Source organism: Micromonospora sp. NBRC 110037, assembly GCF_001652995.1.
Taxonomy (GTDB): domain Bacteria; phylum Actinomycetota; class Actinomycetes; order Mycobacteriales; family Micromonosporaceae; genus Micromonospora; species Micromonospora chalcea.
Map to the genome: position 1 here is coordinate 220274 of NZ_BBVA01000008.1, position 24696 is coordinate 244969.

Here is a 24696-nt window from a genome sequence, read left to right on the forward strand (position 1 = left end):
GGCGACGCGGTCGCGCGGCGGCGGGATAGGCCGGGTGGCTAAGGCGACTGGCGGAACCTGGGCGGCTGGTTCGCTTCTGCCCCGGGTTGGGGTGCCGAACTCGCGGACTACTCGCCTCAGAAGGAGGGCAAGGACCGGGTGCAGCCCGGTCGGTAGGCGGCGGCGTTTCACGTGAAACGGGTAGGCCCGCGTGAGGCCGCTGAGCACTCCCGCCGCCCCGCCGATGCGGCGCGCGACGCTACTGGTCGAAGCTGTACATCGAACTGCCCACGAAGCGGCGGCCGCTGCCGAACGTGAACCTCCGCTCGGGCGTGGACAAAGGGCAACCACGTGGGTTGCAGACCTGGGCTCGTCGCCTTTGGCCACAGTGGCCCGCCCTTCGGGCGGCCCAGTTCCATGCCGGCCGCTACTGGCCACCCGGCCAAACGATGACGCGCGTCCATCGCGTCGATGCTGACATCGCGTCGCCGATGCGGCCGTCTCGCCGATGCCCCGAGCCGGTGGCCGTCGTTGCAGCCGCCGTCGCTCCGCACTCACCGCCCCGACACCCACCGCCCCGCACGCTGCCATCCCGCTAGAGCGGCAGCTGGACCGAGTGGAACACCATGGGCATCAAAACGCCTCGGAGACACCCATGGTGTTCCACCGCACCCGGGGCGGCTGGCGTTGGCGAGCCCGGACCGAAGTGGTTCCGTCTGGGGGCGCGCGTTTCCCAAGATGTCCCCGTCGCCCCGGCCGATGACCACCCTGTCAGCAACGCCTCCAGACCACCCGCACAGGAGCCGGATGAGTTGTCGCTAGCCGCTGATTTCTCGCAGGTTCGAAGCGGGCGCGCGAGAATGCTCGCCGGAGCGACCGAGCGACCGAGCGACCGAGCGACCGAGCGACCGAGCGACCGAGCGACCGAGCGACCGAGCGGCCGAGCGGCCGAGCGGCCGGAGAGCGGGCCGGAGCGGGCCGTCCGGCCGGGGCGGCCAAAGCGGCGGGGCGGCCGGGAACGGCAGGAGCCCCGGTGACCCGGCTGGCCCCGGTGGCTCGGGGTGAGCCGCGGTGTGCCGCTGAGCCGAGGTGGCTCGGATGCCGCTTCGTGTGCCGGCCTGGCGGACGCCGCCGTCCCGGCTGCTTGGCACTCGGCGGGGTGTCCGGCCGGGCTGTGCCTTCATGTCGCAGATCGGTTGGTCGACTCGGCGGGCGGACCGGTCGAGAGCCACCGTGGATCAGCCGGCCAGCGAGAACCCCGGCCCAGCGAACCCCCGCGCCGGGCTGACGTAGGACCCAGCACTCGGCGCACCGAGGACCGGCGTGGAACCACGGACGATCCGACCGCCGTCGTTTCACGTGAAACCGATCGCAAGAAGCCCTTCCCGAACCCGGTACGGATCGCGCGCCCGATCGTTGGAAGAGCGGATCCACACGCCCTCCAGTTATCCACAGCAGTTGTCCACAGGCTCGTCTCGTTTCACGTGAAACGAAGCGCCGAAACCCTTGCTGAGCAGTGGATGACGCACCGTACTGGTGATCTCGGCACCCTGTGGACAACGTGGTGGACAACCTGTGCGCGGCCAGTGGAACGGGTAGGGACAGGCGTCGCCAACTCGGTTAGGGTCAGCGTCGTGCCGGACACCCCTCCCTCAGTTCCAGACTTCACCCAGTGGCCGTCCTTTCCCTTCGAGGGCGATCTCCGCGTCAAGCAGCTCGACGAGCCCGTACCGTTCGAACCTCCCCGCCGTGGCGAGGCGGACCGGGAGTGCACCGCCTGCAATGCGCCCGACGAGGCGTACATCTGGGTCGGTGAGCGGTGGCGGGTCCGTGCCATGGACCGGCCCACCGGTCTGCCGATGGTCCTGATCCTGGAGTCCCGGTCCCACCTGGATCTGGGCGACCTGCCGAATCTGCTCGCCGCCGAGCTGGGCGTGATGACCGTGCGCCTGGAGCGGGCCGTCCGGTCGCTCGACGGCGTGGCCCGGGTCCACGTGAATCGTTGGGGCGACGGTTCCGCGCACCTGCACCTGTGGTTCCTGGCCCGGCCGTACGGGCGGCTGCAACTGCGCGGCACGTTCCTGTCGCTGTGGGACTCGATCCTGCCCCCCATCTCCGAGGACAAGTGGCGGGAGAATCTGGCCCTGGTGGCCGCGTGGCTCGCCGAGTTCGGTGGCCGGCCGCTCGCCGAGCCGCCGCGCATCCAGTGGCAGGCCCCGTCGAGCTTTGCCCCGGCCTCGGCCGCGGACGCCGCTGAGGAGCCCGAGGACGAGCCCGCATCAGTGATCGAGGCTGCGGACGAGATCCCGGAGTCCGAGGCGGCAAGGGGCGTCTCAGACCCCTCCGCGGGCCCGTCGGTCGACGACCCGGAGCCGGAGGACGGATCCGAGGCGGCCGAGGAGCAGGAGACCGGGGACGCCCCGACTGCGGGCGAGGCCGAGGACGTGGTCGAGGACGACCAGCCGCGGGCGGGGCGTACCCGGGAGGGCTGACCTCAGCGGCGTGCGGCGGCCCGGGTCACGAGCGTGCCGAGCACCCGGCCGAAGTCCAGCCCGGCCGCCTGGATCGCCAGCGGCAGCAGCGACGTCTCGGTCATGCCCGGAGAGACGTTCACCTCCAGCACGTGCGGGTCACCGCCGGCGTCGACGATCAGGTCGACCCGGGACACGTCGCGCAGGCCGAGCGCGGTGTGCGCGGCGAGCGCCACCTCGGTCACCCGGGCTGTCGTCGCGGCGTCGAGCCGGGCGGGCGCGTGCCAGGTGGTACGGCCGGCGGTGTAGCGGGCCGCGTAGTCGTAGACGCCGTTGCGCGGCACGATCTCGACCGGGGGCAGGGCCTGCGGGCCCTTGCCGAGGTCGAGCACGGAGACCGCCACGTCCATTCCGGGCACGTAGCGCTCCACGAGCGCGGTCTGGTCGTACGCGAAACAACCCACCATGGCGGCCGGCAGCGACGCCGCCTCCCGGACCACGGCGGCGCCCAGTCCGGAGCCGCCCTGCGCCGGTTTGACCATCAGCGGCAGCCCGAGCCGGTCGACGATCCGGTCCAGGACGGCGACCGCGCCCAGCTCGGAGAAACGGTCGTGCGGCAACGCCACCCAGTCGGGCGTCGGGATGCCCGCCTCGCGCAGCACCGCCTTCGCCGACGGCTTGTCCCAGGCGAGCCGGGACGACCGGGCGTCGCAGCCGACGTAGGGCACGTCCCAGAGGTCGAGCACGCCGCGCAGCGAGCCGTCCTCGCCGGTGGCGCCGTGCAGGGCGATCACCACCGCGTCCGGCGGGTCGGCGGTCAGCGCGGGCAGCAACGCCACGTCGGCGTCGCGCAGTTCCGCCTGCACGCCGACCGCGCGCAGCGCGTCGAGCACCCGGCGGCCCGACCGCAGCGAGACGTCCCGCTCGTAGGAGAGGCCACCGGCGAGTACGAGCACGTGCAGCTCGTCGACGGCGGATCCGGTCACGGGAGGCGGTGCGGCAGGGCTGTCGGACATGCGGGCATCATGCCAAGTCGGGACCGGGCGCGTCCGAGCCGCCCTGGCGTCGGCGGGGTCCGGCACCGCCGACCGCACCGAAGACCTTCCGCATCGCGATCTCCTGCTCCATCACCCCGGCCAGCCGGCGGACACCCTCGCGGATCCGCTCCGGCGTCGGGAAGGAGAAGTTCAGCCGCATGTTCCCGGCGCCGGTGCCGTCGGCGTAGAAGCCGGTCCCCGGCACGTACGCGACGCGGGCGGCCACTGCCCGGGGCATCATCGCCTTGGAGTCGAGCCCGTCGGGCAGCGTCGCCCAGACGAACAGGCCGCCCTGCGGCCTGGTCCAGGTGGTGCCCTCCGGCATCAGGTCGGCCATCGCGTCGAGCAGCGCGTCCCGGCGCTCGCGGTAGATCTCGCGGTAGACCTTGAGCTGCTGCCGCCAGGGCATGGTGCCGAGGTACGTGGAGACGGCCGACTGGGCGTAGGCGCTCGGGCAGAGGATCTGCGCCTCACTGGCGATGACCAGCTTGTCGCGGACCGCGTGCGGGGCCAGGATCCAGCCCACCCGCAGGCCCGGCGCGAACGTCTTGGAGAACGTGCTCAGGTAGAAGACCCCCTCGCGCCGCCGGGCCCGCAGCGGCCGGGGCGCCTCGCCCTCAAAGCCGAGCTGACCGTACGGGTCGTCCTCCACCACGAGCAGCCCGGCGCGCTCACAGATGTCGAGCACCCGTTCGCGCCGCTCCTCGCTCAGCGTCACGCCGGCGGGGTTCTGGTAGGTGGGGATGGTGTAGAGGAACTTCACCCGGCGGCCGGCCCGGGCCAGGTCGGCGATGGCCACCTCCAGCGCCTCCGGGATGAGCCCTTCGTCGTCCATCGGCACGTGGGCCACCTGGGCCTGGGCGGCCTGGAACACCCCGAGCGCGCCGACGTACGTCGGCCCCTCGGCGAGCACCACGTCACCCGGGTCCAGGAAGAGCCGGGCCACCAGGTCGAGGGCCTGCTGGCCGCCGACGGTGACGACCACGTCCTCCGGGGAGGCGCCGCACGAGGCGTCGATCCCGGAGAGGGACATCACCTCGCAGATCCGCTCGCGCAGCTCCGGGGCGCCCTGGCCGACGCCGTACTGGAGGGTGGTGGCGCCGTGCTCGGAGCCGAGCCGGCCGAGCATCTCGCCGACCGCGTCGAGCGGCAGCGCCGCGATGTAGGGTGCCCCACCGGCGAGCGAGACGACCTCCGGCCGGTTGGCCACCGCGAAGAGCGCCCGGATCTCCGAGGCGGTCATCCCGCGGACGCGCCGGGCGTACCTGTCGGTGTAGTCGTCGAGCGTCGTGCCGGTCATGACATCACCTCGATCGGGTGTCGGCGGGGCTGCCGCCCGGTGTGGTACCCGCGATGCCGACATCCATTGGCGGCGAGGGCCGGTTGGTCGATCGTAGTCCCCGGTGACGGTAGCGGCACCGGCCGTGTGGACACGTCCACATCCCGGACCCGCCACTCGGCCGTCCGGGCGGGGGTTCACGCGTTCCCTCCCGTACCGCCGGACAGGGGCGTACGATCGCTCGTCGGGAGCAGGAGGGCGCGGGAGGAACCGGCGCTCCGAGCCTATTGGTGGGGTGCGCTCATGTCGCGACGTCTGGTCAGCCTGACCCTGGACACGCTGGAGGACCTGCCTCGATCGTGCCGGCGCTGCGTCTACTGGGAGCTGGATCCGGTCTCCGCGGAGCGGGCCTGCGCAGCAGGTGACCCGGGCCTGGAGAAGGAGGCGTGGGTCTCCCAGACGCTGCTGGAGTGGGGTTCCTGCGGCAAGCTCGTCTACGTCGACGGGATGCCGGCCGGCTTCGTCATGTACGCGCCGCCGGCGTACGTCCCGCGCTCGATGGCGTTTCCCACCTCGCCGGTCTCGGCGGACGCGGCGCTGCTGATGACGGCGCACGTGGTGCCCGCCTTCGCCGACGGCGGCCTGGGCCGGATGCTGGTCCAGGGCGTGGCCCGCGACCTGACCAAGCGCGGCATCAAGGCGATCGAGGCGTTCGGGGACGCCAAGTTCGGCGACGACGCGGACGACCCGGCCCGCGCCTGCGTGGCGCCCGCCGACTTCTTCCTCTCGGTGGGATTCAAGACGGTCCGGCCGCACCCGCGCTACCCGCGCCTGCGGTTGGAGTTGCGGACGGCGCTGAGCTGGAAGTCGGACGTCGAGTACGCGCTGGAGAAGCTGCTCGGCTCGATGAGCCCGGAGACGCTGCTGCGGCCGGTCCGCCCGGCGCCGGCCACCCGCTCGACCAGCTGAGCGGGGATCAGTCGACGACGGTGCCGGCGGCGAGTGCCGCCCGCAGTTCGGTCACGTCGATCGAGCCGGTCGGCACGTCGCGTTCGATCGGCAGGTACATCCGCTGCACCGCGGCGACGATGGCCTCGGCCACCCGGTCCCGGAACCGGGGGTCGACCAGCCGGGCCCGGTCGTCCGGCGAGGTCAGGTAGCCGACCTCGACGCGTACCGCGGGCATCCGGGTGAGCCGGAGCAGCTCCCACGCCTTGGCGTGGGTACGGCAGTCACGCAGCCCGGTGCGGGCCACGATCTCCCGCTGCACCAGCCCGGCCAGACGTTCGCCGGTCGCCGACGTGACGCCGTTGTCGGTGCCGTAGTGGTAGGTGGCGACCCCCTCGGCGGCCGGGTTGGCGTGGTGGTCGGTGTGCAGCGAGATGAACACGTCGGCGCCGAGGGAGTTGGCGAGCTGGGCCCGGTCCGCGTCGGGCAGGCAACTCGCGGGCGCGGGGCCCCGGGTCAGCTGCACCCGTACGCCGGCCGCGGCGAGCCGCCCCTCCAGCCGGCTGGCGAGGTCGTGCACGAGGTCCGCCTCGGTCCAGTGCAGCGGGCCGTCGGGCACCACCACGCCCGGGTCGGTGCCTCCGTGCCCCGGGTCGATCACCACGGTCCGCCCGACCAGCTCCGGCCCGGCCTGCCGGATGGCGTCGGACTCGCGCAGCCACTGCGGGCGTCCGCCGACCACCTTGCGGCCGAGGCGGCGCAGCGCGTTGACGGTGTGCGGCCCGCACGACCCGTCCGGTTTCAGCCCCATCTCCCGCTGGAACTGGGCCACCGCGCGGGAGGTGCGGATGCCGTAGATGGCGTCGGCGCGCCCCACGTCGTACCCCATCTCCAGGAGGCGTTCCTGGAGCGAGCGGACGTCCTCGCCGGTGATCGGCTCGGGTACGGCGTGGAAGAGCGCGCGGGCGCCGAACCGCCAGCGGGCCGCGTCCAGCGCCCGCCAGGTCTCGGCGCCGACGCGCCCGTCGACGCTGAGGCCGCGGGACTGCTGGAACGCCCGGACCGCGCGTTCGGTCTCGGCGTCGTAGTCGTCGCCTCCGCCCTCGGCGGGAAGAAGCTCCAGGCCGACGAGGACGGTCCGGATCTCGGCCACCGCCGGTCCCTGGTCACCGGGTCGGATCGGATGCACGACGACCCCCTATGCACGGACGTTGGCAGGACCGGAACTCCGACGAGATGCTTACGGAGCGTACCGTGACCGGTACCCGGCGGGTTCGTGTTCATGCAGGTCAGGAAAGCCGGAACCCCCGTCACCCGGGCGGGGTGACGGGGGTTCCGGCGCTGCCGGTACGGCTCAGAGCGCCGACTCGATGAGCTTGAGCAACTCGCCCTTCGGCTTGGCGCCGGCGATCGACTGCACGGGCTGGCCGTTCTTGAAGATCGTCAGCGTCGGCACCGACATGACCCGGTAGGCGCGCGCCGTCTCCGGGTTCTCGTCGATGTTGAGCTTGACGATGGTGACCTGGTCCTTCATCTCGCCGGCGATCTCCTCCAGCAGCGGCGAGACCTTGCGGCACGGGCCGCACCACTCCGCCCAGAAGTCCACCAGGACCGGCTTGTCGGACTGCAGCACGTCGCTGACGAAACTCGCGTCAGTGACCGCCTTGGTTGCTCCCACTATGAACTCTCCTCCTCCGAACCTTGCTCGTCGAACTCTCAGCCCTGGATGGTGGCGATGAAGCGCTCGGCGTCCAGCGCGGCGGCACAGCCGGTGCCGGCCGCCGTGATGGCCTGCCGGTAGGTGTGGTCGACCACGTCACCGGCCGCGAACACGCCCGGCACGCTGGTACGGGTGCTCGGCGCTTCGACCTTCACGTACCCCTCGTCGTCGAGCTCCACCTGGCCGCGGAACAGCTCACTGCGCGGGTCGTGCCCGATCGCCACGAACACGCCCGTGACGTCGAGCACCTTGCTCTCGCCGGTGTGCACGTTGCGCACCCGTACGCCGTTGACCTTGCCGTCGTCGCCGAGGATCTCCTCGACCACGGTGTTCCACTCGACCTTGATCTTCTCGTTGCTCAGCGCCCGGTCCGCCATGATCTTGCTGGCGCGGAACGAGTCGCGGCGGTGGAGGATCGTCACCGACTCGGCGAACCGGGTGAGGAAGCTGGCCTCCTCCATCGCCGAGTCGCCGCCGCCGACCACCACGATGTGCTGGTTGCGGAAGAAGAAGCCGTCACAGGTGGCGCAGGACGACACCCCGTGGCCGAGGTATTCCTGCTCGCCCGGCACACCGAGCGGCCGCCAGGCGGAGCCGGTGGAGAGGATGACGGCGCGGGCGCGGTACGCGGTCTCGCCCACCCACACGGTGCTGACCGCGTCGGAGCCGATCTCGCCGGTGTCCTTCAGCTCGACCCGGGTCACGTCGTCGGTGAGGAACTCGGCGCCGAAACGCTCGGCCTGCTTGCGCATGTTGTCCATCAGCTCGGGCCCGAGGATGCCGTCGGCGAAACCGGGGAAGTTCTCCACCTCGGTGGTGGTCATCAGCGCGCCACCCGACTGCACGCCCTCGATCACCAGCGGCTTCAGGTTGGCGCGTGCGGCGTAGACCGCAGCCGTGTAGCCGGCCGGACCGGAGCCGATGATGATCAGGTTGCGGACCTCGTCCACTGCCGTCTCCCGATGTGTGTGTTCGTCACCGGCCGCACCGATGTCGATCCCGAGTGCCGACGGCTCAGCGGCGCCGGCGCCTGACTTGCAGAACGTCATCGTACGAAGCGGGGATTCCCGAGCCGGTCATCCGGTGGGTCAGGTCACGTGGCGGGACACGCGTGATGACCGCGTTTTCACCCTACCCGCGTACGGAAGCGCGTGTCCGCGCCGGACCCGGGTACGCCGCACTCCGGCCCGCTCGCCCAGCCCCAGCGGGCGCCGGTCGCGTCGGCGAACGTCACCACGAGCGCCGGAGCGCCCTGGTACCGGGCGTAGTCGATCATGTCGATGGTGAGCGGGGTGGCGCCGTGCTCCGCGCCGATCGCGGTGAGGCACGCGCCGAGCGTGTCCGGCCGGGTCAGCCGGTCCAGCCCGGCGAACCCCCCGGCGCGGTACTTGTCGCTGTACAGCGGCGTCTCCGGGCCGTTCTCCCGCGCCGCGCCGGACGGAGCGGCCATGTCCTGCGGCGTCGACTTCGCCCCGGTGGGCACGCGGGCGGCGGCGAGGCGTTCCGGGGTCCAGTCGGTGCCGCTGCGCAGCGCCGGTCCGGTGGTCCGGTACGGCGCGGCGGCCATCGGCGCCGCCTCCCCGGCCGCCCGGTCGGCCGTACCGCCGTCGCCCGGGTCGGCCAGCCGGCCGACGCCGAGCCCCACCGCCGCGACCGAGGCCGCGGCCAGGGCCACCGGGCCGGCGATCCGGGCCCAGCGCCGGGGACGACGACCGGGGCCGCTGTGCCGTTCGGGACGCGACGCGGCGCCTGGCGGGCGGGCCGCGCCGCCGGCCTGAGCCGGTACGACGGGCGTACCGTCGCGCAGCGCGCCCGGTCCGGCCCCGGCGAGCGCCGCCGTGATCCGGTCGGTCACCGCCACCGGCATCTCCGGCGCGGGTTCCGACGCCCAGCCGGCCAGGTCGGCGTGCACCAGGTCGACCGCCTCGGCGAGCGTCTCGTACGCGACCCGCCATGCCGGGTCCTGCTCGACCAGCCGGGCCACTGTCGCCTGCTCGGGGGTGCCGTCCAGCGCCCCGCCGAGGTAGTCGGCGAGCAGGTCGTGGTCGACCTCGCTGAACTCCCGGGAAGTCACGGCTCCTCCTGGCTGACGGCCTGACGGGACGCTCCCGACGAGGATCCGACGCCCTCGGGGCCCCGCCGGTTCCCGGAGGTGACCCGCGGCACGTCGGCCGCAGGGGAGTCGGAACCGGTCCGCAGGTGCCCGAGCAGGACGGCGAGCCTCGCCCGGCCCCGGGCGCACCGGCTCTTCACGGTCCCCTCGGCGACGCCGAGCATCAGGGCCACCTCGGCGACCGGATAGCCCTGCACGTCCACCAGGACCAGCGCGGCCCGCTGTTCGGCCGGTAGCGCCGCGAGAGCCTGCCGGACCACGAGCGCGGTGTCGTGGTCGTGTGCCGGTGCGGCCGGTTCCCGCCCGCCGGTGTGCCGGCCCGGTTCGCCGTCGGTGTGCGTCCCGTCCGGCAGCGGGACGGTGGCGTGGGTCTGCCGCCGCCGGATCCGGTCCAGGCAGGCGTTCACCACGATCCGGTGCATCCAGGTGGTGACCGCCGAGTCGCCCCGGAACCGGGCGGCGGCGCGGTGGGCGGAGAGCATGGCGTCCTGGAGGGCGTCGGCCGCCTCCTCGCGGTCGCCGATCGTACGCAGGGCGACCGCCCAGAGCCGGTCGCGGTGCCGCTGGAACAGTTCGGTGAAGGCGTCCCGGTCGCCCGCCACGTGGGCCCGGAGCAGGTCCAGGTCGGAGCGGCCGGGCTGCGGGTCGTCGCGTTCCGCCATCACCACGTCCGGCGGAGGTGGCGCGGCGGGCGCGGCCGACGGGTCACGAGCCCTGGACCGTGATCTCCTGGACGCCGAGCTTCCAGGTGCTGCCGTTGTCCTTCACCGGCAGCTTGGTGATCCAGAAGAGGAGGTACTGGTACTTCTGGTCCGGCTGGAAGGCGTCGAAGATCATCTTCGTGCCGCCGTTCTCGTTCGCCGGCCCGACCACCGTGGAGTAGGCGTTCACCAGCTGCTTGTCGCCGGCGGAGGTGGACGGGAAGTCGCCGCGGGCACCGGTACGCAGCTCGACGGTGGCGCCGGTGGCCGACAGCGTCGCCTCCAGCTGCTTGACCGAGTGCGGGGCACCCAGGTCGATCCAGACGCCCATGCCCTTCTTGAGGCCGCCGAACTTGGCGTTCGTCCGGTAGGTGTTGGTCTCCCAGCCCTCGTCGTCGTCGCCGTCGATGACCTTCTCGGCGTTGCGCACCTCCGCGCGATCGCCGTCCGGGTCGATGATCCGTACGTCCTGGATGGTGAGCTTGCGGACCTGCGCTGCGGGCTCGTCGCCACCGCCGGCGCTGGCCGGCGCGCTGTTCGACGGCTGGGCGACCGGCTCCTTGTCGCCGTCGTCGCCACCGCCGAGCGCGTTGATGCCGATGAGCAGCCCGACCAGGGCGACAGCCAGCATGCCGGCGATGCCGATGGCGACCTTGCGCCCGCCGGCCGCGGCCAGCGGCGAGGGCTCCTCGCCGGGCTCGGCGGTGAAACGCAGCGGCCCGGCCTGCTCCAGGAACTGCTCGTCGGCCGGGATGTCGAGCCGGCTCAGCTCGGCGGCCAGCACGTCCGACGCCGGCGGGTCGATCTCCCGGTCGAGCAGGTCCATGGTCAGGTCGTCGAGGTACGCCGGTACGCCGGCACGCACCTGCCGGGGCGCGGCGATGGCGCCGGCGGCGTCGCGGACCGCGTCCGGCAGGGCGGCGCGGCCGTGCCCGGCGGTGGCGCCGTGCAGCGGGGCCTCGCCGTGCGGCCAGTGCCCGGTCAGGGCGAAGTAGAGCACCCCACCGACCGCGCGCAGGTCGTTCTGCTGGCTGTCCGCCCCGTCGGTACGCGCGTCGGCGAGCACCACCCGGCCGTCGTCGCTGATCATCACCGTGCCGGGGTGCAGGTTGCCGTGCACCATGCCGGTGGCGTGTACGGCGGCGAGGGCGCTCGCGACGGCGTTGCCGATCGCCGTGGCCCGAGCCGGGTCGAGCGGCCCGTCGGCGGCGACCATCTCGCGCAGCGACTGCCCGTCCACCCACTCGCGGACCACGTAGGCGCGGTCGTCCTCGTCGATCGCGTCGTAGACGCCGACCAGGTTGGGGTGGATGACGCGGCTCGCGGCGACCGCGGCCTGAAGCATCTCGGTGGCGGAGTCGCCACCCGGGTAGCGGAGGACCACCGCGACGGGACGGCGGAGCACCACGTCGACACCGCGCCAGACCAGCCGGCCCGCGCTGTCGTTGTTGATGTGCTCGACCAGTTCGTACCGCTCGGCGAGCAGCTCACCGACCGTGGGAGCACCGAAGGTCACGACCGCAGGAGAGGTCTCCTCCGCTTCCTGACCCTCGCCGACCTGGGTCACCCGTCCTCCCTCGGTGATCGCGTCGATCGATGGACCCGTGCTGCTGGGCATGTGGCTTCCCGCTCTGCCTTCGGTGGAACGGCCGCGGTCTCGACGCCGCGTCGATCCCGGTCGTACCCGTCGAGAGCGACCTTACCCGGGATGCCCGGTTCTCCGACATGTCATCTTCCCGCTGTGACCGGCCGGAAGGCCAGTCGCCACGGGCTCCCGGCCGGGTCGCCCGCCCACCCGGCGGGCGAGCCGGACACGCACCGCCAATCTAGAGGTTGACGGCAACGAGGTGGCACAGGGGCGTACCGGTGCGGCGACAGGGAGGTTTTCCCCTTCCCGGCCTGCGCTCCCTCGTCCGTACGGTTGGTTGTCCACAGGCCGAGAGGCCCAGTGGACGGGGGAATTCCAAGTTATCCACAGCCGTATCCCCAGCCTGGTGATCCTCGTTCACCGTCGGTCACCGAGGGGGTCAACGCCCGAGGCGCCGCCGGACCATCCCGACCACCTCGGTGATCTCGCCGATCCGCAGCACCATGGCGAGCCCGAGGTAGGTGGCGCCGATCGCCGCCCCGCCGATCACCAACTGGACCGCCGCGGCGAGCCAGCTCAGGCTCGCCGGGTCGCCCGGCAGCACCGCGACCACGAGCAGGCCGACGACCGCCGCGCCGAGGGCCGCCACGACCACCCGGCCGAGCGTGCGCATGATCCCGCCCAGCCCGATCCGGCCCACCCGGGGCCGCAGCAGCATCGCCGAGATGATCGCCGCCGCCAGGTACGACACGGCGTTGCCGAGCATCATCCCGGCCGCCGCGAACGTGTTCGAGAAGATCAGGAACAGACCGACCTGGAGCAGGACGCGCAGCGCCACCACCGGAATGTTGACCAGAGCCGGGGTACGGGTGTCCGGCAGCGCGTAGAACGCGAAGGTGAAGAGCTGGCTGACCGCGAACGGCACCAGGCCGAGCGCCGCCACCAGCAGCACCGTCGACGTGGCCACCGCGTTGTCGCCGGTGAACGCGCCGTACCGGAACACCACCACCGAGATCGGGGCGGCCAGCACCGCGTAGCAGACCGCGATGGGCGCGAGCACCGCGGTGACCATCCGGGTGCCCCGGGACAGGTCGGCGGTGACGTCGTGGAACCGGTTCTCGGCGGCGGCCGCGCTCATCCGCGGCATCAGCGCGGTGATGATCGAGACGGCGATGATGCCGTGCGCCATCATCAGCAGCAGGAAGACGTTGTTGTAGATCAGCAGGCCGGCGTTCTGGCCGTCCCCGCCGGTGGCCCGGTTGAGCAGGTTGACCACCACGAAGAGGCCGAGCTGGTTGACCGCGACGTAGCAGAACATCCAGGCGCCGAGCCGGGCCAGCTCGCGCAGCCCCAGCTCGCGGAAGTCGAACCGTGCCTTCCACCGGAAGCCGACCTTGCGCAGCGCGGGCAGCAGGCCGATCGCCTGCACCGCGACGCCCAGCAGCGTGCCGCCGCCGACCAGCAGGATCCGGTCCCAGCCCACCTCGCCGGGCGGCAGCGCCTTCGCGCTGTAGACGACGATGTACAGGCCGAACGTGCCGATGGAGACGATGTTGTTGAGGATCGGCGCCCACATCGGGGCGGCGAAGTGCCCCCGGGTGTTCAGCACCGCGGCGATCAACGCGCTGATGCCGGTGAAGAACAGCATCGGCAGCATCAGGTACGACAGCCGGGTGACCAGCGTGGTGTACGCCGGGTCGTCGCTGCCGGCCGCGTACACGGCGGTGAGCACCGGGGCCAGCACCACGGCGATCAGCGCGGTCGCGGCCAGGGCCAGCACCGCGAGGGTCAGCAGGCGCTGCGCGTACGCCTCGCCCCGGTCCGCGTCGATCTTGCGGCGGCGGACCAGCACCGGCACCAGGACGCTGGTCAGCACGCCGCCGAGCAGGAACTCGTAGACCTGGTTGGGCAGGAACTGGGCGGTGGTGAACGCGTCACCGACCATGGTGCCGAGCGCGGCGCCGATCATCAGGTTGCGGATGAAGCCCGTACCCCGGCTGACCAGGCTGCCGATGGCCATCACCGCGCTGTTCGCCGCGGCGCTGGTCTCGGCCACCACCTCCTGCGGGGGCGCGACGGCCTCGACGCCCGGCTGGTTCAGCGGCTCGGCGGAGATGAAGGTGGCGCCGTCGTCCGGCGGCAGGCCGCCGCCGTGCGCGTTCGCGCTGCGGTAGAGCCCGCCGCTCATCTGCCAGCCTCCAAGGGGTACGTCGCAACCGGGTCCGGCCGGCCCCGCCCAACCGGAACCTTAGTCAACCTCCGCCCGTTACCCGCGCCCGGCGCGGTCGATCCACCCTCGGCCCGATAGGCTGGCGATCCCATGTCCGAAGCCTCCGCCTCCCACGCCGCCGACCGCCGCGAGCTGACCGCCGCGCAGCGCAACGCCGTCGCCGAACTGCTCCGAGTCTCACCGGTCGCCGACGAGCTGGGCCGGCGCTTCGCCCAGGCCGGTCACGAACTGCACCTGGTGGGCGGATCCGTCCGCGACGCGCTGCTCGGCCGGCTCGGCAACGACCTCGACTTCTGCACCGACGCCCACCCCGACGAGACGGTCAAGGTCATCCGTGGCTGGGCGGAGTCGATCTGGGAGACCGGGCGTGAGTTCGGCACCATCGCCTGCCAGCGCGACGGCCTCAACCTGGAGATCACCACCTTCCGGGCCGAGGTCTACGACCAGGTCAGCCGTAACCCGGTGGTGCAGTACGGCACCAGCCTGGTCGAAGACCTGAAGCGCCGCGACTTCACCGTCAACGCGATGGCGGTCAGCCTGCCCGACCACCGGTTCACCGACCCGTACGGCGGGCTGGCCGACCTGGCCGCCAAGATCATCCGTACCCCCGGCACGCCGCAGGAGTCGTTCCGCGACGACCCCCTGCGGATGCTGCGCGCGGCCCGGTTCGCCGCCCAGCTCCGCTTCGCCGTCCACCCGGACGTCCGCGCCGCGATGACCGAGATGGCCGGCGACCTGGACCGGATCACCGCGGAACGGATCCGGGACGAGTTCACCAAGCTGCTCTGCGGCGCCGACCCGATCACCGGGCTGCGGCTGCTCGTCGACACCGGCCTGGCCGAGCGCTTCCTGCCCGAGCTGACCGGCCTGAAGCTCACCATCGACGAGCACGCCCAGCACAAGGACGTCTACGAGCACACGCTCACAGTGGTCAGCAACGCCATGTCACTGGAGTCCGACGGCTGCGACTTCGTGCTGCGGATGGCCGCGCTGATGCACGACGTCGGCAAGCCGGCCACCAAGGCGGTCGGCGCGGACGGCCGGGTCAGCTTCCACCACCACGAGGTGGTCGGGGCCCGGCTGACCAAGGCCCGGATGAAGGCGATGCGCTACTCCAAGGAGATCACCTCCCAGGTGGTCAAGCTGGTCGGCCTGCACCTGCGCTTCTACGGGTACGGCCGGGGCGAATGGACCGACTCGGCGGTGCGCCGGTACGTCACCGACGCCGGCGACCTGCTGTCCCGCCTGCACAAGCTGACCCGTTCCGACTGCACCACCCGCAACCGGCGCAAGGCCGCGCAGCTCGCGGCCGACTACGACGCGCTGGAGGAGCGGATCGCCCGGATCGCCGCCGAGGAGGACCTGGCCCGGGTGCGGCCCGACCTGGACGGCAACGCGATCATGGAGTTGCTCGGCGTACCGCCGGGACCGGTGGTCGGCCGTGCCTGGCAGCACCTCAAGGAGCTGCGACTGGAGCGCGGGCCGCTGGACCGCGACGAGGCCGAGGCGGCGCTGCTGCGCTGGGCCCGCGACGAGGGCATCATCGGCTGACCTCCCCGCGCGGGGAAGCTCCACGACGATACGGCGGCGTGTCGACCGAAAGGTTGACGTGCATCGGTCGATGTCTCGCGCATGATGATGGTCATCATCAGCCACCCGGATCGACGGGTACGGCTGTCCTGATCACATCCGCCCGTCCCGAAGGGACGGCCGCTGGACACGGGGAGAGCATTCAGTGTCACGTCATGGCGCGCTGCGCCGCTCCGCGCTGGTGGGGCTTGCCCTCACCTCCGCGACCTCCATCATCTGCGCCGCCACCGGCGGCGCCGCCTCGGCCGACCCGGCCGGCCCGAAGCGTGCCCCGGTCCGGGGCGCCGACACCGCCGCGGCGGTACCCGGCCGCTACATCGTCGTCCTCAAGGACGGCAAGGCCGGTCCCGCCAAGGTGAAGTCCACCGCGTCGGCCCTCGCCGGCGAGCACGGCGGCTCCGTACGTCGGGTGTTCGGCAAGGCGCTGTCCGGCTACTCCGCCAGCATGGACCGCCGGCAGGCGGAGCGCCTCGCCGCGGACCCGGCCGTCGCCTACGTGCAGCAGGTCCAGCGCTACCAGGCCACCGGCACCCAGACCACCCCGCCGTGGGGGCTGGACCGGATCGACCAGTCCCGGACGAAGACCGACGGCCGGTACACCTACCCGGCGACCGGCGCCGGAGTGACCGCCTACGTCATCGACACCGGCATCGACATCGACCACGAGGACTTCGGCGGCCGGGCCCGCAACGGCTACGACGCGGTGGAGTCCGACGACGTGGCGCAGGACTGCGACGGGCACGGCACGCACGTGGCCGGCACGATCGGCGGCACGAAGTACGGGGTCGCCAAGGACGTCGCGCTCGTCGCCGTACGTGTGCTCGACTGCGACGGCGGCGGCAGCAGCGAACAGGTGCTCGCCGGCATCGACTGGGTCACCTCGCACGCCACCGGGCCGTCGGTGGCCAACATGAGCCTCGGCTTCGGGGGCATCGACCAGGCGGTGAACGACGCGGTCGCCCGCTCCATCGCCTCCGGCATCACCTACGCCGTCGCGGCCGGCAACAGCATGCAGGACGCCTGCGGCGAGTCACCGGCGCGGGTGCCGGCGGCCATCACCGTCGGCGCCACCGACCAGATCGACTTCCGGGCCTGGTTCTCCAACTACGGCACCTGCCTGGACACCTTCGCGCCGGGCACCGGCATCGTCTCGGCCAAGGCCGGCACCGCCACCGGCACGGAGACGATGAACGGCACGTCGATGGCCTCCCCGCACGTGGCGGGCGCCGCGGCGCTGGTGCTGGAGGCACACCCGGGCTGGACCCCGCAGCAGGTGCGCGACTCGGTCGTGGGCACGAGCGTCAGCGGCGCGGTGCACGACATCATGGGCTCGCCCGACCGGCTGCTGCACGTCGGCGACGCGGTGGTGGCGCGCGAGTCGTACGGCCTCAAGGCCCGCGGCAACGGCCTGTACGTGACGGCGGAGAGCGGCGGCAACCGGCCGCTGATCGCGCGCGGCACCGAGGTCGGCGCATGGGAGCGGTACGACGTGGTGGACGCCGGCAACGGCTACTACGGCCTGCGTGCCGTCACGAACAACCTGTTCGTCACCGCCGAGAGCGGCGGCAACCGTCCGCTGATCGCCCGGTCCGCCGCGATCGGCGACTGGGAGAAGTTCCAGATCGTCACGAACACCGACGGCTCGGTCAGTCTGAAGGCCGTCACAAACGGCAAGTACGTCACCGCCTCGAACACCACCAACCCGCTGATCGCCAGCAAGACCACCATCGGCGCGGCGGAGAAGTTCGACTTCGACGCGGCGCCCCCGGTGGTCGGCATCAAGGCGGTGGCAAACGGCAACTACGTGACCACCGAGAGCGGCGGAACCCGGCCCCTGATCGCCCGGGCCGCGACCGTCGGGGCCTGGGAGCGGTACGAGGTCGTCAGCGTGGGCGACGGGTTCTTCGCCCTGCGCGCGCTGGCGAACAACCAGTTCGTCACGGCGGACGCCGGCGGCAACCGGGCGCTGATCGCGAAGGCCACCGTGATCGACGCCTGGGAGGTCTTCGACTTTCTCGACTACAACACCGACGGCTCGGTCTACCTGCGGGCGAACGCCAACGGCAAGGCGGTCACCGCCGGCGCGACCGGGGGCAGCCAGCTCATCGCCAGCCGCGTCATCGACTGGAACAGCGAGACCCTGGGCCTGAGCACCGGCGAGAAGTTCGTCTTCGCCGCGCTCTGACCCGCCACACCGAAACGGCGCCCGCCGGCTCCCCGAGGGGAGACCCGGCGGGCGCCGTCGTTCGTCACGCGTCGACGGTGCTGCCGTCCACAGTGCTCTTGCCGTTGTTCTGCGCGCTGCTGCCCAGCCGCGCCAGCAGCCCGGCCAGGTCGATGCCGGTGAGGTCGCTGCCCAGCTGGAGACCCTGGGCGACGTTCCCGGCCACCGACTTGGTCAGCGACGACGCGCCGTCGGTGGAGATCACCGTCATCTTGTCGATCGCGCCGATCGGGGCGCTGGCCGCGCCGACCACCTCGGGCAGCACCTTGACCAGCAGGTCCAGGACGGCCGCCTCGCCGTACGCGGCGAACGCCTCGGCCTTGCGGGCCATCGCGTCGGCCTCGGCCTGACCCTTGGCGAGGATGGCCGCCGCCTCGGCCTGGCCCTCCCGCTCGACCGCCTCGGCGATCGCGGAACGCCGGCGCTGCTCCGCCTCGCCCTCCTTGGTGCCCTCGATCGCGTTCGCCTCGGCCAGCGCGGCCCGGCGGGCCCGCTCGCCCTCACCGGTGAGGCGGGCCTGCTCGGCGGCGGCCTGCGCGGCGGCGATGGTCGCCTGCCGCTGCGCGTCGGCGTTGAGCACCGCCGCGTTGCGGTTCGCCTCGGCCTCCTGCTCCACCTTGTACCGGGCCGCGTCGGCCGGCTTGCGCACCTCGGTGTCGAGCTGGCGCTGCTTCAGCTCGGCGTTGCGCTCGGCCACCTTCTGCTGCTCGGAGAGGATCGCCTGGTCCCGCTCGGCCTGGGCGAGCGGCCCGGCCGCCGCCGACTTCGCCTTGGCCGCGTCGATCTCGGCCTGGATGCCGGCCTGCTTGAGCGCCAGGTTCCGGTTCGCCTCGGCGATCGCCTCCTCGGCGAGCAGCCGCTCCTGCTCGGCCTGCTGGCGGGCCCGCGCCTCGGCGATGGCCGCGTCCTTGAGCACCCGGGCCGCCTCCGGCCGGCCCAGGTCCTGCAGGTAGGAGCCCTCGGCCAGGATGTCCTGGAGCTGGAACGTGTCCAGCACCAGGCCCTGGTTGGTCATCGAGTGCTCGGCCTCCTCGGCGACCGCGCTGGCGAACGCCGCCCGGTCCCGGATGATCTCCTCGACGGTGAGCCGCCCGACGATCGAGCGGAGCGCGCCGGCCAGCACCTCGCGGGTGAAGTTGTCGATCTCCTCCTGCTGGTTCAGGAAGCGCTGGGCGGCGGCGCGGATCGCGTCCTCGGTGCCGCCGACCTTGACGATCGCGACGCCGTGCAGCTCGGTGCGGATGCCCTGCTTGCTCACCGCGCCGCGGATGCTGACGTCGATCCGGCGGCTGGACAGGTCGAGCGACTGGAGCTTCTGCACCACCGGCAGGACGAACACCGAGGCGCCGAGCACGACCTTCTGCCCGGACATGTCGGTGGAGCGGGCTCCGTCGGCGGTCTGGGTGGTGCGGCCCTTGCGGCCGGTGACGATGAACGCCTGGTTCGGCCCGGCCACCTTGATCCGGGACAACACGAAGAGTACGAGGACGACGGCGAGGAGGACCGCGCCGCCGATGGCGACGAGCAGGGGCATGGGCATTCCCGTCTGTTGGTGTCAGTAGGTCTCGACGTGCACGCTGGTCTCGCTCAGTGCTTCGACCACGAAGATCCGGGTGCCGACCGGGATCGGCCCGTCGGCGCGGGCGTTGAGCTTCACCGGCTGGCCGGCGAGGCGTACCCGCACCTCGCCGTAGCCGCCGCTGGGGATCGGCGTCACCACCAGGCCGATCGCGCCGGCCAGGTGGTCGCGGGTGGGGGTGGCGTCGGTGCGCATGTTGCGGGCCGCGCGACTGAGCCGGGCCGCCAGCCAGCCGGTGGGCACGGCGGCGAGCGCGCCGCCGGCCACCGCCGCCGCGATCATCCCGGGGGTACGCCCGCCGAGCAGCTCGTTGACGATCGCGGCGCCGAAGCCGAACGCGCCGGTGAACCCGGCGGCCGCCTCCAGCGACACCGGCCCGTCGACGTCCGGCTGGCCGAGGTGGAGCACTCCCGAGCCGAGCAGGGCGAGCGTCAGCACGCCCACACCGACCCCGCCGATGATCAGGAAGATGAGCGTCCCGGTGGCCATGACCTGCACGGTATCGACGCCGTGCAACATCCACTACGTCCAGCAGAGGTTCAGCGCCGGGTCAGCGCGGCGCGATCGTCACCTCGGCGAGGGCGAGGTCCTCCGGCAGCGGCTGACGCACGAGTTCGCGGCCGGTGGTGTCGGCGAGCACGAAGTCCCGCGACCCGTACGGCCGCCGGTAGAGCAGGCGGTCGTCGCCGACCCAGACGACGTCGGCCACCGGCAACGGGTTCACCACGCGGCCGGTCGCCGCCTCCACGAGCAGCGGCTCCTTCTGCCCCTGCACCACCACCAGCCGCCCGTCCGGTGACCACGCCCAGGGCCCGGCCGGGTCGCCCGGCAGCGGCTCGAACCGGGTGGGCCGGCCGCTGTCGGCGGCGAAGAACTGCACGCCCCGCCGGGGGTGCCGGACCGCCTCGGACCGGGGACCGCTCGGGTCGGTCTGCGGTAGCAGCACCTCCCGCCCGTCCCGGCTCCACAGGAAGGGGCAGGAATCGGTGCAGGGATAGCGGCCGGTGTCGACAGCGTGGGAGCGGACGGTGCCGTCCACGTCGAGCACGACGAACCCGGGGTGACCGACCCGCAGACTGGTGAACAGCAGGCGGCGACCGTCTGGCGACCAGTTCGGCCAGGCGAGCGCGCGGCCCGGCTCGTACCAGCGGGTGGTGCCCCGGACCACGTCGACCAGGCCGACCTGCCGGGGCCGGTCGTCGTCCCAGACCGCCACCAGCGAGCCGGTGGGCGCCGGCAGGACGGCGTCGTAGCGGCCGTTGCCGAAGTACCTGCCGCGTCCCCGGTCGAGCAGGTACGACGGCCCGGCGCCGCCCGCCCTCGCCTGCGTGCCGGTGACCACCCAGTCGCCGGGCAGCACCAGCGGCCCGTCCGCCCAGTCCGGTCCGGGCGCCGACCTGATGACAGGCGACGGGTCGACGGTGACCGGCGGCGCGGTCGGCGGCGGGGCGGGACGCGGCCGGAGCAGGACGAACGGCAGCGCCACCGCGACCACGGCGACGACCGCGGCAGCGGCGGTGCCCACCCGCCGTCGGCGGCGCAGCCTGCGGCCCCGGCCGAGCGCGCGCCACGCCAGGTCCGGCGCGGGCGCGGCGCCGTCGGCGAGATCGTGTACGGCTGTCCGCAGCGTCTCGTCCAGCGACGTGCTCATCGGGTCACCTCCGTCCGGTTCGTCAGCCCGTCCAGCCCCGGCACCAGCTTCCGGAGACGGGCCAGCGCCTTGGTGCTCTGGCTGGCCACGGTGCCGGGGCGGCAGCCGAGCAGCGCGGCTGTCTGCTCGACGCTCAGGTCCTCCAGGTAGCGCAGGGTGAGCACGGCCCGCTGGCGCGGCGGCAGTGTCCGCAGCGCGTCCCGCACCAGCAGCCGCAGGTCGCTGTCGTCGCCGGCGGCCGGTCGCTCCGGCAGTTCGGCCACCGGCACCTCCGCGCGTCGCGCCCGCCGCCGCCAGCCGGAGACCTGGTCGTGGTAGAGGATCCGTTTCACGTACGGCTCCGCGTCGCCGTGGATCCGGGGCCACCGGACGTACGCCTTGGCCAGCGCGTTCTGCAGCAGATCCTCCGCCGCGTGCTGGCTGCCGGCCAGCGCGTAGGCGACCCGCAGCAGGGCCGCTCCCCGCTCGTTGACGAACGCGGTGAACTCCCCGTCGACCTCTGCCACCGTCCACCTCCGCATCTCCAGACGCCCGGGGCGGGGAAATCTTTGCCCGTCGCGCGACAATGGGTGGCATGCGCTGGACAGTGCTCGACTCACCGATCGGGGAGTTCTCCGTCGGCACCGACGACGACGCGGTGCGCGGCGCGCACTTCGGCCGGGTGGACGGGGCGGCCGACGAGCCCGGCGACGCGGTGGCCCGGCTGGCGGTGACGGAGCTGCGGGCGTACTTCGCCGGTGAGCTGACCGAGTTCACGGTGCCGGTGTCGGCCCCGCGCGGCTCGGAGTTCGAACGCGCGGTCTGGCGGGAGATGACAGGCATCCCGTACGGGGAGACGAAGACCTACGGCGAGGTGGCGAAGGCGGTCGGCGACCCGGGCGGCGCGCGGGCGGTCGGGGTGGCCTGCAACCGCAATCCGGTGCCGGTGATCGTGCCCTGTCACCGGATCGTCGGCGCGGGCGGCAAGCTGGTCGGCTTCGGCGGCGGGCTGCCGCGCAAGGTGACGCTGCTGGAGCTGGAGGCGGCCGTGGCGCTGCGGCGCGCCTGGTCCTGACGTACCCGAAGAAGGAAGGCCGGGTCCGCGCGGACCCGGCCTTCCTTCTTCAGCGTTTCAGCGCGTCAGCGCTCGATCTCGCCGGCGATGAACGCCTCGACGGCGGCGTGCGCGTCGTGGTCGGCGTACTGCTCCGGCGGGGACTTCATGAAGTACGAGGAGGCGGAGAGGATCGGGCCACCGATCTTCCGGTCCAGCGCGATCTTCGCGGCCCGGACGGCGTCGATGATGACACCGGCCGAGTTCGGCGAGTCCCACACCTCGAGCTTCAGCTCCGCGTTGAGCGGGGTGTCGCCGAAGGAACGGCCCTCCAGGCGGATGTACGCCCACTTGCGGTCGTCCAGCCACGGCACGTGGTCGGACGGGCCGATGTGCACGTCGCTCTTCTGCATCTCGTGCGGGATCTGGGAGGTCACCGACTGGGTCTTCGAGATCTTCTTCGAGACCAGGCGGTTGCGCTCCAGCATGTTCATGAAGTCCATGTTGCCGCCGAAGTTGAGCTGGTACGTGCGCAGCAGCTCGACCCCGCGGTCCTCGAAGAGCTTCGCCAGGGCGCGGTGGACGATCGTGGCGCCGACCTGGCTCTTGATGTCGTCGCCGACGATCGGCAGGCCGGCGTCGGTGAACTTCTTCGCCCACTCCGGGTCGGAGGCGATGAAGACCGGCAGGGCGTTCACGAACGCGCAGCCGGCGTCGATCGCGGCCTGGGCGTAGAACTTGTCGGCCTCCTCGGAGCCCACCGGGAGGTAGGAGACGACCACGTCGACCTGCGCGTCGCGCAGCGCCTGCGCCACGTCGACCGGCTTGGCGTCCGACTCCTCGACGATCTCGCGGTAGTACTGGCCGAGACCGTCGAAGGTCGGGCCGCGCTGCACGGTGACGCCGGTCGGCGGCACGTCGCACAGCTTGATCGTGTTGTTCTCGCTGGCGACGATCGCCTCCGCGAGGTCCATGCCCACCTTCTTGGCGTCCACGTCGAACGCCGCGACGAACTTCACGTCGGATACGTGGTAGTCGCCGAAGGTGACGTGCATGAGACCCGGGACGCGGTCGTTCGGGTCGGCGTTCCGGTAGTACTCCACGCCCTGGACCAGGGACGAGGCGCAGTTACCCACACCGACGATGGCGACGCGGACGGAGCCCATAGCGTCTGCCTCCTTCTTCTTCATCACGGCCGCTCTGTCCTGGACGTTCCAGGCGTGGGCGGGCTGTCGTTGTCTCGTCGGCCGTCGGCCGTCCCGGTTCGCGGGTCGGCCGGGGCCCGGCCGGAGCGCTCGTTGGCGATGAGCTCCTCCAGCCAGCGGACTTCGCGCTCACAGGCGTCGAGCCCGTGGCGTTGCAGTTCCAGGGTGTACGCGTCGAGTCGCTCGGCTGCCCGGCCGAGCACGTCACGAAGACCTTCGCGACGTTCCTCGATCTTGCGACGACGACCTTCCAGGATCCGGAGCCGGGTGGCCTGGTCGGTCCGGGCGAAGAACGCGAAGTGCACCCCGAAGCCCGTGTCGTCGTACGTCTCGGGTCCAGCCTGCGCTATCAGCTGGGCGAAGCGTTCCTTGCCCTCCGCGGTAATGGTGTAGACCACCCGACCACGTCGGCTGGTCAGCGCGGGAACCTCCTCGGCGGTCGCGGGTGTCTCAGCGGCTTCGGTGATCCATCCCGCCGCCTGCAGCCGGCGCAGGGTCGGGTAGAGCGAGCCGTAGCTGATCGCCGCCCGGATGGCGCCGAGCTTGGCGGTCAGCTCCTTGCGCAGTTCGTAGCCGTGCATCGGCGCCTCCTGCAGGAGGCCGAGGATGGCGAGCTCGAGCACGGGCCATCCCTTCTTTCCCCCTGCGCGGAGCACTAACCACCGCGATGTATCGGACCGATACATCGCACGTTAGCGGACGCCGATGTACGGGGCAAACCCTGTCTTACGCGACGCGATCATCACGCATCGTGACCATGGTCGCCTGGGTTCGTCGGAGCGCGTACCCTTTGCCGCATGCGTACGCAGCGCCAGGTCGTCGACTACTCGCTCCAGAAGCGGGCGGTGCTGCGTGAACTGCTCGCCGGGCGGATCGGCACGTACGACGTCTGCGACGCCTCGCCGTACCTGAAGAACGCTGCGCGCTTCCACGGCGAGCCGACCGATCACCGCTGCCCGATCTGCCGCAGCGAGAACCTGATCCACGTCCACTACATTTACGGTGACGAACTCAAGCAGTCGGCCGGCCAGGCGCGTACCCGGGCCGAGTTGCCCGTCCTGGCCATGACGCTGCGTGAGTTCCAGGTGTTCGTGGTGGAGGTCTGCCCCGGCTGCGACTGGAACCATCTCGTCGAGCAGTTCCTGCTCGGCCGGGACGGTCTCGTGGGCGAGGCGGAGGGCGCGGAGGATTCCGTCGCGGCCAACGGCTCCACCCCTCGGCGAAGGCGAGAGGCGCAACGGTGAACGTGGCTGTCCCGATCTCTGCCGGCCCATTCCCCGGGTGGCGGAATCGACAGCCCTTAGACGTAATTAGTCCGAATAGATCGGATTTGACGGGCAACCGCGGG

The 24696-nt window shown here is 72.2% G+C and carries 21 protein-coding genes; 6 read left to right on the forward strand and 15 right to left on the reverse strand.

Annotated features, from left to right (window positions below; translation table 11 throughout):
- Nucleotides 1-1613: 1613 nt before the first annotated feature.
- Nucleotides 1614-2471 carry a hypothetical protein gene (locus A4R25_RS23225; RefSeq protein WP_064448137.1) on the forward strand — a complete coding sequence of 286 codons (858 nt, stop codon included), beginning with the start codon at nt 1614-1616 and terminating at the stop codon, nt 2469-2471.
- 2 nt (nt 2472-2473) lie between these two features.
- On the opposite strand, the gene A4R25_RS23230 is transcribed toward A4R25_RS23225, so the two are convergent.
- A complete protein-coding gene (locus tag A4R25_RS23230) occupies nt 2474-3466 on the reverse strand; it encodes a D-alanine--D-alanine ligase (RefSeq protein WP_043327686.1) in 993 nt (330 codons plus the stop codon).
- Between the two features lie 7 nt (nt 3467-3473).
- Entirely contained in the window at nt 3474-4787 is a 1314-nt protein-coding gene (locus tag A4R25_RS23235; protein WP_064448053.1) for a PLP-dependent aminotransferase family protein, read from the reverse strand.
- A gap of 282 nt (nt 4788-5069) precedes the next feature.
- On the opposite strand from A4R25_RS23235, the gene A4R25_RS23240 reads away from it, so the two are divergent.
- Complete coding sequence (locus A4R25_RS23240; protein WP_043327687.1) at nt 5070-5735, forward strand: hypothetical protein; 666 nt, start codon at nt 5070-5072, stop codon at nt 5733-5735.
- 7 nt (nt 5736-5742) lie between these two features.
- Here the strand turns inward: A4R25_RS23240 and A4R25_RS23245 are convergent, their stop codons facing one another.
- The 7 genes from A4R25_RS23245 to murJ form a co-directional block, all read right to left on the reverse strand.
- The gene (locus A4R25_RS23245; protein ID WP_043327688.1) at nt 5743-6903 is read right to left on the reverse strand and encodes an N-acetylmuramoyl-L-alanine amidase; all 1161 of its coding nucleotides are present in this window, start codon (nt 6901-6903) and stop codon (nt 5743-5745) included.
- A 165-nt stretch (nt 6904-7068) separates the two neighbouring features.
- The gene (trxA, locus tag A4R25_RS23250; protein ID WP_030499495.1) at nt 7069-7392 is read right to left on the reverse strand and encodes a thioredoxin; all 324 of its coding nucleotides are present in this window, start codon (nt 7390-7392) and stop codon (nt 7069-7071) included.
- Between the two features lie 38 nt (nt 7393-7430).
- Entirely contained in the window at nt 7431-8384 is a 954-nt protein-coding gene (trxB, locus tag A4R25_RS23255) for a thioredoxin-disulfide reductase (protein WP_064448138.1), read from the reverse strand.
- 176 nt (nt 8385-8560) lie between these two features.
- On the reverse strand, nt 8561-9508 hold the full coding sequence (locus A4R25_RS23260) for a hypothetical protein (RefSeq protein ID WP_064448054.1): 948 nt from the start codon (nt 9506-9508) through the stop codon (nt 8561-8563).
- On the reverse strand, nt 9505-10209 hold the full coding sequence (gene sigM, locus A4R25_RS23265) for an RNA polymerase sigma factor SigM (protein WP_064448055.1): 705 nt from the start codon (nt 10207-10209) through the stop codon (nt 9505-9507). The genes A4R25_RS23260 and sigM overlap by 4 nt, the downstream gene beginning before the upstream one ends.
- A 43-nt stretch (nt 10210-10252) precedes the next feature.
- A complete protein-coding gene (locus A4R25_RS23270) occupies nt 10253-11866 on the reverse strand; it encodes a protein kinase family protein (protein ID WP_064448056.1) in 1614 nt (537 codons plus the stop codon).
- A 409-nt stretch (nt 11867-12275) separates the two neighbouring features.
- Nucleotides 12276-14024 (reverse strand): murein biosynthesis integral membrane protein MurJ, encoded by a 1749-nt coding sequence (murJ, locus tag A4R25_RS23275; RefSeq protein WP_064448057.1) that lies wholly within the window; start codon nt 14022-14024, stop codon nt 12276-12278.
- Between the two features lie 132 nt (nt 14025-14156).
- Here murJ and A4R25_RS23280 point away from each other — a divergent pair, with 132 nt between their 5' ends.
- Both A4R25_RS23280 and A4R25_RS23285 read left to right on the forward strand, forming a co-directional pair.
- Complete coding sequence (locus A4R25_RS23280; protein ID WP_043327693.1) at nt 14157-15617, forward strand: CCA tRNA nucleotidyltransferase; 1461 nt, start codon at nt 14157-14159, stop codon at nt 15615-15617.
- Nucleotides 15618-15801: 184 nt separating this feature from the next.
- Nucleotides 15802-17841, forward strand: coding sequence for a S8 family serine peptidase (locus A4R25_RS23285; protein WP_043327694.1), 2040 nt, complete (start codon nt 15802-15804; stop codon nt 17839-17841).
- 64 nt (nt 17842-17905) lie between these two features.
- Here A4R25_RS23285 and A4R25_RS23290 read toward each other — a convergent pair whose 3' ends face one another.
- From A4R25_RS23290 to A4R25_RS23305, 4 genes are read right to left on the reverse strand one after another with little or no spacing between them, the layout of a single operon-like run.
- Entirely contained in the window at nt 17906-19414 is a 1509-nt protein-coding gene (locus tag A4R25_RS23290) for a flotillin family protein (protein WP_064448058.1), read from the reverse strand.
- A gap of 21 nt (nt 19415-19435) precedes the next feature.
- Nucleotides 19436-19978, reverse strand: coding sequence for an NfeD family protein (locus A4R25_RS23295; protein ID WP_043327696.1), 543 nt, complete (start codon nt 19976-19978; stop codon nt 19436-19438).
- Between the two features lie 31 nt (nt 19979-20009).
- Nucleotides 20010-21110, reverse strand: coding sequence for a PD40 domain-containing protein (locus tag A4R25_RS23300; protein ID WP_064448059.1), 1101 nt, complete (start codon nt 21108-21110; stop codon nt 20010-20012).
- Nucleotides 21107-21616: a SigE family RNA polymerase sigma factor gene (locus A4R25_RS23305; protein ID WP_369799317.1), complete on the reverse strand. Its 510-nt coding sequence runs from the start codon at nt 21614-21616 to the stop codon at nt 21107-21109. The genes A4R25_RS23300 and A4R25_RS23305 overlap by 4 nt, the downstream gene beginning before the upstream one ends.
- A 68-nt stretch (nt 21617-21684) precedes the next feature.
- On the opposite strand from A4R25_RS23305, the gene A4R25_RS23310 reads away from it, so the two are divergent.
- Nucleotides 21685-22164 (forward strand): methylated-DNA--[protein]-cysteine S-methyltransferase, encoded by a 480-nt coding sequence (locus A4R25_RS23310; RefSeq protein ID WP_043327698.1) that lies wholly within the window; start codon nt 21685-21687, stop codon nt 22162-22164.
- A 65-nt stretch (nt 22165-22229) separates the two neighbouring features.
- Here A4R25_RS23310 and A4R25_RS23315 read toward each other — a convergent pair whose 3' ends face one another.
- Both A4R25_RS23315 and A4R25_RS23320 read right to left on the reverse strand, forming a co-directional pair.
- The gene (locus A4R25_RS23315) at nt 22230-23309 is read right to left on the reverse strand and encodes an inositol-3-phosphate synthase (RefSeq protein WP_030499482.1); all 1080 of its coding nucleotides are present in this window, start codon (nt 23307-23309) and stop codon (nt 22230-22232) included.
- A gap of 23 nt (nt 23310-23332) precedes the next feature.
- Nucleotides 23333-23971, reverse strand: coding sequence for a PadR family transcriptional regulator (locus A4R25_RS23320; RefSeq protein ID WP_030499481.1), 639 nt, complete (start codon nt 23969-23971; stop codon nt 23333-23335).
- A 174-nt stretch (nt 23972-24145) separates the two neighbouring features.
- Between A4R25_RS23320 and A4R25_RS23325 the strand changes: the two genes are divergently transcribed.
- A complete protein-coding gene (locus A4R25_RS23325) occupies nt 24146-24592 on the forward strand; it encodes a DUF5318 domain-containing protein (protein ID WP_030499480.1) in 447 nt (148 codons plus the stop codon).
- Nucleotides 24593-24696: the final 104 nt, after the last annotated feature.

What these genes read in the sequence shown, in the direction of transcription:
- A4R25_RS23230 (WP_043327686.1), bottom strand. Translation starts at nt 3,466, where the DNA reads ATGTCCGACAGCCCTGCCGCACCGCCTCCCGTGACCGGATCCGCCGTC.
- A4R25_RS23235 (WP_064448053.1), bottom strand. Translation starts at nt 4,787, where the DNA reads ATGACCGGCACGACGCTCGACGACTACACCGACAGGTACGCCCGGCGC.
- A4R25_RS23240 (WP_043327687.1), top strand. Translation starts at nt 5,070, where the DNA reads ATGTCGCGACGTCTGGTCAGCCTGACCCTGGACACGCTGGAGGACCTG.
- sigM (WP_064448055.1), bottom strand. Translation starts at nt 10,209, where the DNA reads ATGGCGGAACGCGACGACCCGCAGCCCGGCCGCTCCGACCTGGACCTG.
- A4R25_RS23270 (WP_064448056.1), bottom strand. Translation starts at nt 11,866, where the DNA reads ATGCCCAGCAGCACGGGTCCATCGATCGACGCGATCACCGAGGGAGGA.
- murJ (WP_064448057.1), bottom strand. Translation starts at nt 14,024, where the DNA reads ATGAGCGGCGGGCTCTACCGCAGCGCGAACGCGCACGGCGGCGGCCTG.
- A4R25_RS23280 (WP_043327693.1), top strand. Translation starts at nt 14,157, where the DNA reads ATGTCCGAAGCCTCCGCCTCCCACGCCGCCGACCGCCGCGAGCTGACC.
- A4R25_RS23290 (WP_064448058.1), bottom strand. Translation starts at nt 19,414, where the DNA reads ATGCCCCTGCTCGTCGCCATCGGCGGCGCGGTCCTCCTCGCCGTCGTC.
- A4R25_RS23295 (WP_043327696.1), bottom strand. Translation starts at nt 19,978, where the DNA reads ATGTTGCACGGCGTCGATACCGTGCAGGTCATGGCCACCGGGACGCTC.
- A4R25_RS23300 (WP_064448059.1), bottom strand. Translation starts at nt 21,110, where the DNA reads ATGAGCACGTCGCTGGACGAGACGCTGCGGACAGCCGTACACGATCTC.
- A4R25_RS23310 (WP_043327698.1), top strand. Translation starts at nt 21,685, where the DNA reads ATGCGCTGGACAGTGCTCGACTCACCGATCGGGGAGTTCTCCGTCGGC.
- A4R25_RS23315 (WP_030499482.1), bottom strand. Translation starts at nt 23,309, where the DNA reads ATGGGCTCCGTCCGCGTCGCCATCGTCGGTGTGGGTAACTGCGCCTCG.
- A4R25_RS23325 (WP_030499480.1), top strand. Translation starts at nt 24,146, where the DNA reads ATGCGTACGCAGCGCCAGGTCGTCGACTACTCGCTCCAGAAGCGGGCG.